Annotated in this window: 14 protein-coding genes and 1 pseudogene; 9 read left to right on the top strand and 6 right to left on the bottom strand. The window is 66.5% G+C overall.

Annotated features, from left to right (window positions below; all coding sequences use genetic code 11):
• The 3 genes and pseudogenes from HWX00_RS23265 to HWX00_RS23255 form a co-directional block, all read left to right on the top strand.
• A pseudogene (locus HWX00_RS23265) lies at nt 1-125 on the top strand (3-hydroxybutyrate dehydrogenase); the annotation flags it as partial.
• Nucleotides 122-1,339 (top strand): patatin-like phospholipase family protein, encoded by a 1,218-nt coding sequence (locus HWX00_RS23260; RefSeq protein ID WP_034187538.1) that lies wholly within the window; start codon nt 122-124, stop codon nt 1,337-1,339. The pseudogene HWX00_RS23265 and the gene HWX00_RS23260, both read left to right, overlap by 4 nt.
• Nucleotides 1,340-1,399: 60 nt before the next feature.
• Nucleotides 1,400-1,864, top strand: coding sequence for a hypothetical protein (locus tag HWX00_RS23255; RefSeq protein WP_034187539.1), 465 nt, complete (start codon nt 1,400-1,402; stop codon nt 1,862-1,864).
• A 43-nt stretch (nt 1,865-1,907) separates the two neighbouring features.
• On the opposite strand, the gene HWX00_RS23250 is transcribed toward HWX00_RS23255, so the two are convergent.
• Nucleotides 1,908-2,792 (bottom strand): LysR family transcriptional regulator, encoded by an 885-nt coding sequence (locus HWX00_RS23250; protein ID WP_049036010.1) that lies wholly within the window; start codon nt 2,790-2,792, stop codon nt 1,908-1,910.
• Nucleotides 2,793-2,914: 122 nt separating this feature from the next.
• Here HWX00_RS23250 and argC point away from each other — a divergent pair, with 122 nt between their 5' ends.
• Nucleotides 2,915-3,856 carry an N-acetyl-gamma-glutamyl-phosphate reductase gene (argC, locus tag HWX00_RS23245; RefSeq protein ID WP_175028846.1) on the top strand — a complete coding sequence of 314 codons (942 nt, stop codon included), beginning with the start codon at nt 2,915-2,917 and terminating at the stop codon, nt 3,854-3,856.
• A 109-nt stretch (nt 3,857-3,965) separates the two neighbouring features.
• Here the strand turns inward: argC and HWX00_RS23240 are convergent, their stop codons facing one another.
• Nucleotides 3,966-4,889, bottom strand: coding sequence for a LysR substrate-binding domain-containing protein (locus HWX00_RS23240; RefSeq protein ID WP_175028847.1), 924 nt, complete (start codon nt 4,887-4,889; stop codon nt 3,966-3,968).
• 117 nt (nt 4,890-5,006) lie between these two features.
• Here HWX00_RS23240 and HWX00_RS23235 point away from each other — a divergent pair, with 117 nt between their 5' ends.
• Nucleotides 5,007-6,092 (top strand): tartrate dehydrogenase, encoded by a 1,086-nt coding sequence (locus HWX00_RS23235; RefSeq protein ID WP_034187543.1) that lies wholly within the window; start codon nt 5,007-5,009, stop codon nt 6,090-6,092.
• A gap of 389 nt (nt 6,093-6,481) precedes the next feature.
• Here the strand turns inward: HWX00_RS23235 and HWX00_RS23230 are convergent, their stop codons facing one another.
• Together HWX00_RS23230 and HWX00_RS23225 are read right to left on the bottom strand one after the other, a co-directional pair.
• The gene (locus HWX00_RS23230; protein WP_034187544.1) at nt 6,482-6,961 is read right to left on the bottom strand and encodes a nuclear transport factor 2 family protein; all 480 of its coding nucleotides are present in this window, start codon (nt 6,959-6,961) and stop codon (nt 6,482-6,484) included.
• 63 nt (nt 6,962-7,024) lie between these two features.
• Nucleotides 7,025-7,630: a TetR/AcrR family transcriptional regulator gene (locus HWX00_RS23225; protein WP_059559282.1), complete on the bottom strand. Its 606-nt coding sequence runs from the start codon at nt 7,628-7,630 to the stop codon at nt 7,025-7,027.
• Nucleotides 7,631-7,897: 267 nt separating this feature from the next.
• On the opposite strand from HWX00_RS23225, the gene HWX00_RS23220 reads away from it, so the two are divergent.
• Nucleotides 7,898-8,314, top strand: a complete 417-nt coding sequence (locus tag HWX00_RS23220) for a hypothetical protein (RefSeq protein ID WP_049036016.1) — start codon at nt 7,898-7,900, stop codon at nt 8,312-8,314.
• Nucleotides 8,315-8,696: 382 nt separating this feature from the next.
• On the opposite strand, the gene tdh is transcribed toward HWX00_RS23220, so the two are convergent.
• Both tdh and HWX00_RS23210 read right to left on the bottom strand, forming a co-directional pair.
• Nucleotides 8,697-9,725, bottom strand: coding sequence for an L-threonine 3-dehydrogenase (tdh, locus tag HWX00_RS23215; protein ID WP_175028848.1), 1,029 nt, complete (start codon nt 9,723-9,725; stop codon nt 8,697-8,699).
• A gap of 13 nt (nt 9,726-9,738) precedes the next feature.
• Nucleotides 9,739-10,938, bottom strand: a complete 1,200-nt coding sequence (locus HWX00_RS23210) for a glycine C-acetyltransferase (RefSeq protein WP_049036018.1) — start codon at nt 10,936-10,938, stop codon at nt 9,739-9,741.
• 161 nt (nt 10,939-11,099) lie between these two features.
• On the opposite strand from HWX00_RS23210, the gene HWX00_RS23205 reads away from it, so the two are divergent.
• From HWX00_RS23205 to HWX00_RS23195, 3 genes are all read left to right on the top strand, one after another.
• A complete protein-coding gene (locus HWX00_RS23205; RefSeq protein ID WP_034187549.1) occupies nt 11,100-11,711 on the top strand; it encodes a helix-turn-helix domain-containing protein in 612 nt (203 codons plus the stop codon).
• Between the two features lie 139 nt (nt 11,712-11,850).
• Complete coding sequence (locus HWX00_RS23200; protein WP_034187550.1) at nt 11,851-12,228, top strand: DUF2471 family protein; 378 nt, start codon at nt 11,851-11,853, stop codon at nt 12,226-12,228.
• Between the two features lie 102 nt (nt 12,229-12,330).
• Nucleotides 12,331-13,350 (top strand): tyrosine-type recombinase/integrase, encoded by a 1,020-nt coding sequence (locus tag HWX00_RS23195; protein ID WP_175028849.1) that lies wholly within the window; start codon nt 12,331-12,333, stop codon nt 13,348-13,350.
• The last annotated feature ends 59 nt before the right edge of the window (nt 13,351-13,409 follow it).

Genomic DNA, 13,409 nt, shown 5'->3' with positions numbered 1-13,409 from the left:
CGGTCGACGGCGTGTTCACGACGGTGCAGGACGTCGCGCAGACGGTGCTGTTCCTGTCGGCGTTCCCGAGCGCCGCGCTCACGGGCCAGTCGTTCATCGTCAGCCACGGCTGGTTCATGCAATGAAGCCGCACGCCCGCACGGAAAAGCAGGCCGTCGATGCGGCGGACCTGCAACACGAAGCCGGCGCGCCGGCCCCCGCGCGATCGCTGCCGTACGAAACGATCGCGCTCGTCCTGCAGGGCGGCGGCGCGCTCGGCGCGTACCAGGCCGGCGTGTTCGAAGGACTGCACGAGGCGGGCGTTCCGCTCGACTGGATCGCGGGCATCTCGATCGGCGCGCTGAACACCGCGCTGATCGCCGGCAATGCGCCCGAGCATCGCGTCGAGCGCCTGCGTGAGTTCTGGGAAACGATCTGCCAGCCGGCATTCTTTCCGACGGTTCCGGCCGCGTTCGAATTCGCGCTGTTCAACAGCATCGACCAGATCCGCACGTTCTTCACGGCGTCGCAGGCGGCCAGCGCGATGATGCAGGGCCAGCAAGGCTTCTTCGTGCCGCGCTTTCCGCCACCGCTGCCGGGCGTGTCCGACCATCCCGAGAAAATCAGCTGGTACGACACGTCGGCGCTGCGCACGACGCTGCTGAAACTGTGCGATTTCGACCGGATCAATTCGGGCGAGACACGCGTGTCGGTCGGCGCGGTCAACGTCGGCACCGGCAACTTCGTGTACTTCGACAACTCGCGCATCCGCCTCGCGCCCGAGCACTTCATGGCGTCCGGTGCGCTGCCGCCCGCGTTCCCGCCCGTCGAGATCGACGGCGAGTATTACTGGGACGGCGGCGTCGTGTCGAACACGCCGCTGATGGAAGTGCTCCGCGCCCGGCCGCGCCGCGACACGCTCGCGTTCCAGGTCGATCTGTGGAGCGCACGCGGGCCGCTGCCGCGCACGATGGCCGACGTCGCCGAACGCACGAAGGACGTGCAGTATTCGAGCCGTACGCGTTTCGTCACCGACACGCTGCAGCGCGAACAGCGCTATCGCAACGTGCTGCGTCACGTGCTCGAACAAGTGCCGGAAGAGCAGCGCAAGAACGACCCGTGGTGCGTCGAGGCAGAAGCGATGTCGAGCGGGAAGAAGTACAACATCCAGCACCTGATCTACCAGCAGAAGGCGTACGAACATCACTACAAGGACTATCAGTTCGGTCTGTCGACGATGCGCGACCATTGGTCCGCGGGGCTCGACGACATCCGCAAGACGCTCGCGGTGAAGGACGGCCTCGCGCTGCCCAACAACGACGCGGGCTTCGTCACGCACGACATTCACCGCCGCCGGTAATGCCGTGTACGGCGGCCCGGCGCGATGCATGCGCCGGGCCGTTCTCCTTTCAGATTCACCATGCCGATTTTCATTGCACTGTTCGCGCTCATCGCGATTGGATGGGGCGCGGTTCACCTGTTTCACGTCATCGCCGCGCAGTTCGGCCAGCCGGTCGCGATCGCGGCCGCCGTGCTCGCCGCCGCCATCGCGATCGCACTGGTCGCGTGGTGGATCAAGCGCCGCCGCGACATCGCACCGAATACGAAGGAAGAGGGCTGGACGCACATCGTGCATCGCGCGTGGGGCGAGTTGCGGCTGTCCGCGACGCAAGGGCTGCTCTGGCTGTCGCACGACGGCGCCGACGGTCGTTATACGCTGTCGCAGCTCGACGGCTGCCAGGCTGCCCCGATCGGCGGCCGCTGGCATCTCGTCGTACGTGTGCGCGACGCCGGGCGCGGCGAATGGAAGCTGCCGATGACGGACAAGCGCGACGCGCAGCGCTGGGCACGCGTGCTGATGCTCGCGAAGGACAACCGGCTCTGAACAATGCGCGCCCGGCGCGTGCGGGCAACGGCGCCGCGATCCGCTATCGCGCGCCGACCGCCCGCAGCGCATCGAGCACGTGCTGCGTCGCTCGTTCGACGGGGCCGGCCCGATGGGCAATACCCAGTTCGCGCCACAACGCCGGGCGCAGCGGCCGCATGACGATGCGCGCATCCGGCAGCGGCGCCCCGGCCTCGTGCGGCAGCAGCGTCGCCCCATAACCCGCGGCGACCAGGCTCTTGATCGCATCGTTGTAGTTGAGCTCGATCCGCGGCTCGGGCCGATGGCCGCCAAGCGCGAACCATTCCGTCGTGAGCCGTGACAGGCGCGTGGTCGCATCGTTGAGAATCAGCGGACGCGCCGCCAGATAGGCCGGCGTCACACGCGCCGGAAGCCGCCAGTCCGCAGGCAGGAAGGCCATCACCGGATCGCGCCGCCATGCGCGGATCGACAGCCCCGCGACCGGCGCCTGTGGCAGCGCCACCAGCCCGACGTCGAGCGTGCCCTGCGCGATGCGCGCCAGCGTGTCCTGCGACGTGAGCACCGCGATCTGGACGTCGATATCCGGATGCTGTTCACGCAGCCGCGCCACCGCCTGCGGCAACAGGTGTGCGATCGCACCGGTCGATGCGCCGAGGCGTACCCGCCCGGTCAGCCCCTGCACCTGTCGCTGCACGTCGTCCAGCGTGGCCTCGACCTCGGCCAGCAGACGCCGCGCCCGCTCCACCAGCACTTCACCGATCGTCGACGGCCGCACGTTTCCGCGCGTGCGGGACAGCAGCGGCGCGCCGACGCGGCTTTCCAGCTCGGCGATATGAAGACTGACGGTCGGCGGCGCGAGATGAAGCCATTGCGCCGCCGCGACAAAGGATCCCTGGTCGGCAATCGCGACCAGCGTACGCAGGCGATCGAGACTGATCTCGCGCATCAAGCACCTCTCGTTCAGGAAAGTTGAATCAGACGGTCAGCAAATTCAACTTTTCCTATTCTAGGCGTTCGGCGGACGATACGGCTTTCCCCCGACGACCGAACGCGAGGAACACGACCATCATGCGCTTTCCCACTGTCTTCATCGACGGCGACCAGGGCACGACCGGACTGCTGATCCACGAGCGCCTGCGCGACCGCACCGACGTACGGCTGCTCACGCTGCCGGCTGCCGAACGCAAAGACCCCGTACGGCGCGCCGACGCGCTCAACGCGTGCGACATCGCGATCCTGTGCCTGCCCGATGCGGCCGCGCGCGAAGCGGTCGGCTTCATCCTGAACCCGGCGGTGCGCGTGATCGACGCGAGTTCCGCTCACCGCACGCAGCCCGAATGGGTCTACGGCTTTCCCGAGATGGCCGACGGACACGCGCAGCACATCGCGCACGCAAAGCGCGTCACCAATCCAGGCTGCTATCCGACAGGCGCGATCGGCCTGCTTCGCCCGCTGCAACAGGCCGGCCTGCTGCCGCGCGACTACCCGGTGAGCATCCATGCGGTTTCCGGTTACTCGGGAGGCGGACGGGCGGCCGTCGAAGCATTCGAATCGGGCGATGCCGCCGCACGCGGGCGGCCGCTGCAGGTGTACGGCCTGGCACTCGAGCACAAGCACGCGCCCGAGATCCGGCTGCACGCCGGGCTCGCACACCGCCCGTTCTTCGTGCCGGCCTACGGTGCCTACCGGCAAGGCATCGTGCTCACCATACCGATCGAACTGCGCCTGCTGCCGGCCGGCGTGACCGGTGAGCGATTGCATGCGTGTCTCGCGCACCATTACGCCGGCACGCGTCACGTCGACGTCACGCCGCTTGCCGATGCGCGCGCGATCACGCATCTCGATCCGCAAGCGCTGAACGGCACCAATGACCTGCGGCTCGGCGTATTCGTCAACGAGGATCACGGTCAGGTGCTGCTGTCCGCCGTGTTCGACAATCTCGGCAAAGGGGCATCCGGTGCAGCCGTACAGAATCTCGACCTGATGCTCGGTGCGTCGAGCGCGGCGTAATTTGCGCGCAGGCATCGTCGAAGGCCTGCCCGCCAGGCCGACCGGCGTCGCATCCGGCGCTGTGCCGATGCCTGCGCACGCCCCCGTAAAAGCTCACCTTTAGCCTATTTCAGGTCGTATCGCCGCCCGCCGCGGCATTCATGCCGGCCAGCGTCTCCGCCAGAAAGTCCACGCACACGCGCACCTTCGCCGACGCCGCCACGCGTTCCGGATACACGGCCCAGATGTTCGCGGGCTGAATCGCGTCCGGCAGCACGCGACACAGTTCACCGCGTTCGATCAGCGGCGCGGCCTCCCAGATCGAGCGCAACACGATCCCGCGCCCGGCAAGCGCCCATTGCACGGCCACCTCGCCGTGGTTCGTCGACAGCGCGCCGCCGACCTTCACCGTGACCGTCTCGCCGCGCACGTTCAGTCGCCATACACCCAACGGATGATCGCGCTCCTTGATCGCCAGACAGTCGTGCGACGCGAGATCCGCGAGCGAGCGCGGCGTGCCGCGTCGTGCGAGATAGTCGGGCGACGCGCACAGCACGCGATGGTTCGCGGCGAGGCGGCGCGCGATCAGGTGATCGGCGATCTCGTCGCCGATGCGCACGTCGAGGTCGTAGCCTTCGCCCGCGACATCGACGAGCCGGTCGAACAGATCGAGCCGCACGTTCAGTTGCGGGTAGCGCGCGCTGAAGTCGAGCAGCGCCGGCGCGACGACATGCCGGCCGAAACCGAAGCTGCTCGAGATGCGCAGCGTGCCGCGCGGCACCGTGCGCGTGGTCGACACGTCCTCGACGAGATGATCGACGTCGTCCAGAATCTTCTCGGCACGCGCGAACACGCGTTCGCCGGCTTCCGTAACCGTCACGCGGCGCGTCGAGCGATGCAGCAGGCGCGTACCGAGCTGCGCCTCGAGCAGCGCGATGCGCTTGCTGACGTACGCGGGCGACACCGCGAGCTGCTCGGCGGCCGCGCTGAAGCTCGTCAGGCGGACCACCAGGCTGAACACGCGCAGGTCGTCGAGATTCGGTGATTTGTTCACGATTCGTAGAAAGTCGATTAACCTTTCACACGATTCTAATCCGAATGGAAATAAATAGAATGACGTGACGGGCCGCCGCCTCCCTCGGCAGCCGGCCGACCAGCCAAGGAGATTTGCATGACCGACAGGACCTACAGAATTGCCGTGATTCCCGGCGACGGCATCGGCCGCGAAGTGATGCCCGAGGGCCTGCGTGCGCTCGCGGCCGTGACCGCGCGCTTCGGCATCCGCTTCGACTTCGTCGAGATCGACTGGGCGAGCTGCGACTACTACGCGCAGCACGGCAAGATGATGCCGGACGACTGGAAGGCGCAGCTGTCGGGCATGGACGCGATCCTGTTCGGCGCGGTCGGCTGGCCCGCAACGGTGCCCGATCACATCTCGCTGTGGGGCTCGCTGCTGAAATTCCGCCGCGAATTCGACCAGTACATCAACCTGCGGCCCGCGCGCCTGTTCGACGGCGTGCCGTCGCCGCTCGCCGGCCGCCGCCCGGGCGACATCGACTTCATGATCGTGCGCGAGAACACCGAGGGCGAATATTCGTCGGTCGGCGGCACGATGTTCGAAGGCACCGATCGCGAAGTCGTGATGCAGCAATCAATCTTCACGCGGCACGGCACCGAACGCGTGCTGAAATTCGCATTCGAGCTCGCGCAGCGGCGCGCGAAGCGCCTCACCGTCGCGACGAAGAGCAACGGCATCGCGATCAGCATGCCATGGTGGGATGCGCGCGCGGCCGACATGGCCGAACGCTATCCGGAGATCGCCGTCGACAAGCAGCACATCGACATCCTGTGCGCGCGCTTCGTGCTGCAGCCGGACCGCTTCGACGTCGTCGTCGCATCGAACCTGTTCGGCGACATCCTGTCGGATCTCGGGCCGGCCTGCACGGGCACGATCGGCATCGCGCCGTCGGCGAACCTGAACCCGGACCGCACGTTCCCGTCGCTGTTCGAACCCGTGCACGGTTCCGCGCCCGACATCACGGGGCAATACATCGCGAACCCGGTCGCGATGATCTGGTCGGCCGCGATGATGCTCGATTTTCTCGGTAACGGCGCGGGCCGCGAACGCGAAGCACACGACGCGATCGTCGCCGCGATCGAGGATGTGCTGCGCACCGGGCCGCGTACGCGCGATCTCGGCGGTGACGCAGGAACGCAGGCCGTGGGTGAGGCGATCGCCGCGCGGATCGCGGGCTGACGGTCATGCCCGGCGCGGGCCGGGCAGCACTTCGTGCATCCGTGCGCGGTGAGCAACACGCGATGCGTTCGCGCACTCGTGCAACCTCGCCGGACGCGTGCGCAACGAAGTCGATCCGATCGGTGAGTGGCACGTCACGCGCGCGCACACCGATCGGCGATGCCTGACCCGGTGAGATCGGTGAGATGCATCACGCGGCGGAACACACCGATGCGCATCGACGTGCCTGCGTCACCCGCGCCATGTCGCGTCGATCTGCGCGAAGTACACAGTCCGACGCGACATTTCACCTCCTCCCGAATAATCTCACCTCAGCGCATCGACTCCCGAATTTCCTCACCATTGAACCTCGGCGAGGCGTGCGGCGTTCCGCCGAGTCGACACGCATCTCACAGCCCGAGGTCGGACAGCCCCGGATGATCGTCCGGGCGACGGCCGAGCGGCCAGTGATAAAGCCGATCCGCCTCGCGAATCGGCAGATCATTGATGCTCGCATGACGATGCGCCATCAGGCCGTTCTCGTCGAACTCCCAGTTCTCGTTGCCGTACGAGCGGAACCAGTTGCCCGCATCGTCGCGCCATTCGTACGCAAAACGCACCGCGATGCGATTGCCGTCGAACGCCCACAGCTCCTTGATCAGCCGGTAGTCGAGTTCGCGCGTCCACTTCCGCTGCAACAGCCGGACGATCTCGTCGCGGCCCGTCACGAACTCCGCGCGATTGCGCCATCGGCTTTGCGGCGTATAGGCGAGCGACACGCGTTGCGGGTCGCGCGTATTCCACGCGTCCTCGGCGGCGCGCACCTTCTGGCGTGCCGTTTCGAGCGTGAAGGGCGGAACGGGCGGGCGGACTTCGGGGGAAGCGGACATGGGTTGCTCCTGTTCAGGTTCTGGCCGCGAACGAACGCAGCCGGTTCGAATTCGCTGCGTCGGCTACCGCGACACGGTATCGAGCAGCAGTTCAGCCGTCGCGCGCGCATCGCGCGCGACGTTTGCATCGCCGCTGACGAGCGCCACGCCGATCGCGCCATCGATCAGCACGAGCCACTGGCGCGCGAGGCGGGCGAGCCCGCGGCGCTCGATGCCGGCTTCGTCGGCGTACGCATCGAAGCACGCGCGCACGAATGCCAGCAGCCGTGCCTTGTGCTCGCGCGCGACGACACGCACGGGATCGTCGGCGTCGGGGATCTCGCCCGACGTATTCAGGAACGCGCAGCCGTGAAAGTCGGGCTGCCCGAACCAGTCGCGCAGCACGTCGAACATGCCGAGCAGCTGCGCGCGCGGCGCCTTGCCGCGTGCCTGCGTGGCATCGACGAACCAGCGCATCCAGCGCTCGTCGCGGCGTTCGAGGGCGGCGACCACCAGCGCCTCTTTCGATTCGAAATGCGAATAAACGCTCTTGCGTGCCGCGCCGGATCGCTTGACGATCGCATCGATGCCCGTTGCGTGGATGCCGCCCGAATAGATCAGCGCTTCGGCCGCGTCGAGCAGCCGGTCGCGAACACCCGGTTCGCCGGAGGAGTCGTGAGATGGGTTCATGCGTTTACGGTAGAACGATCGTTCTCCATCGTCAACCCCCGTGTGAAAAAGCCCTGTCGGCGAAAGGGCTGAAGCGCGGCCTGACGGCGCGCGTTTACGACATTTTTTCTTGAAGGCGATACGGGGCGCTCACTACACTTCGGTCACCCTGTCTGGGCACAAGGACATCATGCAGCGACCGGAATCCGCGCGCCCCGCGCGCGCTCATGCGGCTTATGCAAAGCGGCTCGTCGGCCGCGTCGTCGTGCGGCAAGCAGGTGCCGCGTCATGAAGCACGACGTGCCGAAACGCGACGGCGGCAACGATCGCGCACCGCTCGACGTCCGCCAGGCGCGCGTGCGTGCTGCGCTGCGGCTGCGCGGCGTGATGAAGCTGACGATCGTCACGATCGCGGTTGCGCATGTGCTGACGTTCGCGTTCGACCGCCTGCTGGTCGCGGCCGGTTTCGCGCCGGACGCCGCAACGGTGCTGCTATTCCGTTTCGTGACGTGCGCGCTCGTCAGCTTCTGGCTGCAGGCGGATGCCCTGCGCGCGTATCGGTACGCGGCGCAGCACGGGTTCGTCACCGTTCCCGGTGCACACGGCGATCCCGTTGACGTTGCGCCGCAATGCCCGAAACGCTGGCTCGTCGTGCTGAATCTTCAGCTCGAACCGCGATGGTTGAAGGGTGAAGAAAGCAGGTAGCGATCCGCGCACCGTCGAACGCCGTGCGCGACGCGTATGAGTGAGTCGCAACGACGTTCGCAGGCTCACGGTTGATGGCGCGATTCGATTCGGCCTCGCAGGCGGCGCATCGCGAACGAGCGCTCGGCGAGCGAAGCAGGGAAGCACGTGGAAAGGGAGGGCACGCGCCGAACGGCGTAAACGGAAGAAGCGAAGCAGAGGCTGACAGGTGAAGCGAACGGGCAATCGCAAGTCACCGATGTGCGATTCGCGCCCGCAAACACAGCTCCCGAATAGTCTCACCTCAAGCGTTGAATCACGCACGTCGATGCCGACCATGTGCATGTCAACGAAAGCGGGGCGGGCGGCAAACGCGCCGCCCTGCCCCGTCTCGATACTCGACTCAGGCCGTCCAGTCGAGAATCACCTTGCCGCTTTCGCCGGACAGCATCGCGGCGAAGCCTTGCTCGTAATCGTCGGCCGCGAAGCGATGCGTGATGATCGGCGACAGGTCGAGGCCGCTCTGCAGCATCGCGACCATCTTGTACCGGGTCTCGAACATCTCGCGGCCATAGATGCCCTTGATCTCGAGCCCCTTGAAGATCACCTGGTTCCAGTCGATCGCCGTCTGCGCGGGCGGGATGCCGAGCAGCGCGACCTTGCCGCCGTGGTTCATCGCCTCGAGCATGCTCGTGAACGCGCTCGGCACGCCCGACATCTCGAGACCGACGTCGAAGCCTTCGGTCATGTGCAGGTCGGCCATCACGTCGCGCAGCGACTCGCGTGCGACGTTGACCGCACGCGTCGCCCCCATCTTGCGGGCGAGTTCCAGCCGGTAGTCGTTGATGTCGGTGATCACGACGTTGCGCGCGCCGACGTGCTTCGCGATCGCGACGGCCATGATGCCGATCGGGCCCGCGCCGGTGATCAGCACGTCTTCGCCGACGAGGTTGAACGACAGCGCCGTATGCGTCGCGTTGCCGAACGGATCGAAGATCGACGCGAGATCGTCGGAGATCTCCGGCGGAATCTTGAACGCGTTGAATGCCGGAATCGCCAGATACTCGGCGAACGCGCCTTCGCGGTTCACGCCGACGCCGACCGTGTTGCGGCACAGATGCCGGCGCCCCGCGCGGCAGTTGCGGCAGAAGCCGCACGTGATGTGGCCTTCGCCGGACACGCGATCGCCGATCGCGAAGCCGCGCACTTCCTGCCCCATCTCGACGATCTCGCCGACGTATTCGTGACCGACGTGCATCGGCACGGGGATCGTCTTCTGCGCCCAGTCGTCCCACTTCCAGATATGGATATCGGTGCCGCAGATCGCCGTGCGGCGGATCTTGATCAGCACGTCGTTGTGGCCGACTTCCGGACGCTTCACGCGCGTGAGCGTGAGACCGGGGCCGCGTTCGAGCTTTGCCAGTGCTTTCATGGTCGCGCCTCCGTCAGATGATGCCGAGCGACTGGCCGACGCGCACGAACGCGGCGACCGTCTGGTCGATCTGCTCGGGCGTATGCGCGGCGCTCATCTGCGTACGGATGCGCGCGCGGCCACGCGGCACGACCGGGAACGAAAAGCCGATCACGTAGACGCCTTCATCGAGCAACTTGTCGGCCATGTTCGTCGCGAGCTGCGCGTCGCCGAGCATCACCGGGATGATCGGATGCGCGCCGGGGACGAGCGTGAAGCCCGCTTCGGTCATCTGCTGGCGGAAACGCACGCCGTTCTCGCGCACGCGCGCGCGCAGCTTCGCGCCTTCGTCGCTGCCGAGCAGTTCCAGCACCTTCAGCGATGCCGCGGCAATGCTCGGTGTGAGCGTGTTCGAGAACAGGTACGGACGCGAGCGCTGGCGCAGCAGTTCGATCACCTCGCGACGCGCGGCGACATAACCGCCCGATGCGCCGCCGAGCGCCTTGCCGAGCGTGCCCGTGATGATGTCGACGCGGCCTTCGACGCCGCAGTGCTCGGGCGTGCCGCGGCCGTGCGCGCCGATGAAGCCGACCGCGTGCGAATCGTCGACCATCACGAGCGCGCCGTAGCGATCGGCGAGATCGCAGATGCCTTTCAGGTCGGCGATGATGCCGTCCATCGAGAACACGCCGTCGGTCGCGATCAGCTTGTGGCGCGCGCCCGCCGCGTCGGCTTCCTTGAGCTTCGCCTCGAGGTCGGCCAGGTCGTTGTTCTTGTAGCGGAAGCGCTTCGCCTTGCAGAGGCGAATGCCGTCGATGATGCTCGCGTGGTTCAGCTCGTCGCTGATGATCGCGTCGTTCTCGTCGAGCAGCGTCTCGAACAGCCCGCCGTTCGCGTCGAAGCAGCTCGAATAGAGGATGCTGTCCTCGGTGCCGAGAAACGCGGCCAGCGCGCGTTCCAGTTGCTTGTGGACGGTTTGCGTGCCGCAAATGAAGCGCACCGATGCCATGCCGAAGCCGTCCTGGTCGAGGCCGGCCTTCGCCGCATCGATCAGGCGCGGATCGTTCGCCAGACCCAGATAGTTGTTCGCGCAGAAATTGAGCACGCCGGCACCGCCGGCGAGCGTCACGGCCGCCGCCTGGGGACTCGCGATCTCGCGCTCGGTCTTGTAAAAACCGTCCGCGCGGATCTGGTCGAGCGTCCCGCGCACCTGGGCGAGAAAGGCATCACGCATCGCAAAGCTCCTGACAGGGATTCGCATTCCGCAGCGCACCGCTCGTGGCGGCGGCGCAACGGCCTGCTACTGTTATAGTCGGTCGTTCGGTTGACCGCATTTATCCGATATTCCGAACTAGAATTCGAAATATCGAACAACTCTAAGCGAACGGAATCCAAATGGCAAGTTCCCCCGGATCGCGGCGCACGCCTGCCGGTGCCGCACCGCAGCCGCCGGCCGCGACACCGCCGCGTGTCGGCGAACAGATCCAGCGGCTGCGCAACGAGCGCAAGCTGACGCTCGACGACCTGTCGCGCGCGGCCGGCGTATCGAAATCGATGCTCTCCGAGATCGAACGCGACAAGGCCAACCCGACGATCGCCGTCGCGTGGCGGCTGACGAATGCGCTCGGCATCACGCTCGACGAATTGTTCTCGCAGCCGAAGGCGCCCGAGACGATCCGTGTGGACGGCCCGCACGACATTCCGACGCTCGCCGGCCACGACGGCCGGTACCAGCTGCGCGTATGGGGCCCGATCGACCTCGCCGGCAAGTTCGAGTGGTACGAACTGACGCTGCCGGGCGGCGGTGCATTGGTATCGAACGCACACGAACCCGGCACGCGCGAGCACCTCACCGTGCTGCAGGGCGCGATGGAAATCGAAGCCGCCGCGGCCAGCCGGCGCCTGAAAGTGGGCGACACCGCACGCTACCCGGCCGACGAGCCGCACGCGATCCGCAACCCCGGCAAGGCCGAAGCGCGGGCACTGCTGATCGTGATCCATCGCTGACGGCACGGATAGCTGGCCAACAGGCCATGCAGGCCAGTTGCGGAAAACACTGTATGTTTGTACAGTATACGGACATTCCGCCATGCACGGGCCGGAGCCGGCGCACCGAGGCGCCCGCCCCGGTCGACAGGAGCCTGCAATGACAGAAGAACAAGATTTGGCCGCGCTCAGCTTCAAGGCTGCCGCGCACGATCTCGAACTGATCGTCCGACATATCGCCGGGCGCTACATCCGCCAGCGCGTGCCGCTCACGTGGCGCCTGCTGCACGCGATCGAAGCCGAGGCGCTCGCCGACCTCGGCTTTGCCAGCCGGCACGAAGCCGGCATGCGTCAACTGTTCGAACGACCGTCGGACATGACGTTTCCCGAAACGGACGACCCCATCGACTTCGGGCGCTCGAATGCGCTGCCCGCCGTCTTTTCGTTCGCGGTCCTCGCGTATGAAGCCGCGGCCGCGTCGCACGACAAGGCGCCTCGCGAGCGTGCTCATCGTCCGTCCAAGGCGTGGGGCGACTGATGGCCGAGCCCCGGCCGTTGCGCACGGCGGCCGGTCCAGCCTCCTGCTGCCCGAGACGTTGCGGAAAGGGCTACCATATACGCAACTAACGGAATAAATACCATGTCCCTTCCCACCTCGCCCGGCACCGCCACACGCCCGGAAGAACCGGATCTGTTCGACCGCGGCGCATCCGACTGGATCGTCTCGCCCGAAGCCGCGTTCGACGCATGGCTTGCGATGCAGGACTATCGTCGCTCGTCGGCCGACGTCTATCGTGCGCAATGGGGCGCCTTTCTCACGTGGATGCGTGCACATCAAAAGAATCTGGCAACGGTCGATACGGCAACCATCGCCAACTTCGTCGGCGAGCTGCCGATCAGGAAAACGCAGCGCATGCGCTATCTGCGCCTGATCGAGCGTGTGCTCGACCACATCCGGCGCACCGAATACGCATCGACGAACCCGGCCCGCTTCATTGCTCAGGATGGCGAAGCGAACTGGCGCAAGGCACGCGACAACGAGCCGACCGGCTTCCTCACCCCGGCCGAGCGCGCGACGTTGCTCGCCTATCTGTTTTCGCCGATCGGCGTATCGGGTTCCGCGTACTGGAAAGAACGGCGCGACCGGGCGCTCGTCGCCGCGTTTCTCGGCGCCGGCATCAAGACTGGCGAAGCGCGGGCACTCACGATTAGTTGCATCAATACGAGCGGCACGTCGCTGCGGATCGAGGCGGCGCATCCGGATTACGCGCGCGAGACCCATCTGGCGTCGTTTGCGATCGCGCTGCTCGAGGCATGGCTCACCGAACGCAAGCGCCAGGACATCCCCGGAGAGCTCGTGTTCCCGGCATCGCACGCCGGGCGGCCGATGCACAAGGCGACGATGCTGCGCGCGATCGACGCGATCGTCGAATCGGCCGGGCTCACGTCATCGCGCACCGCGCGTGCGAGCCCGCAAACGCTGCGCAATACCTATGCGGCCGAACTGTTCGAACACGATGTGCCACCCGAGCGCGTGGGTAAATGGCTGGGCTTCATGCGGCCGGTCTCGTCGAACCGCCTGCATCGCGCGTGGAAAAACTGGCGCGATGGCCTGGCCCCGCACAACGGTGACGCAACCGACAGCGACGAAACTCACTGATCCGGAAACGGCTGCTCACGCGACACGATCCGTGAGCAGCCTTGCGTGACGCAGCCTCA

It is taken from the genome of Burkholderia seminalis DSM 23518 (assembly GCF_902832885.1).
GTDB lineage: Bacteria > Pseudomonadota > Gammaproteobacteria > Burkholderiales > Burkholderiaceae > Burkholderia > Burkholderia seminalis.
Note: the sequence above shows the minus strand (reverse complement) of the source record. Positions and strands in the feature narration are given on the sequence as shown.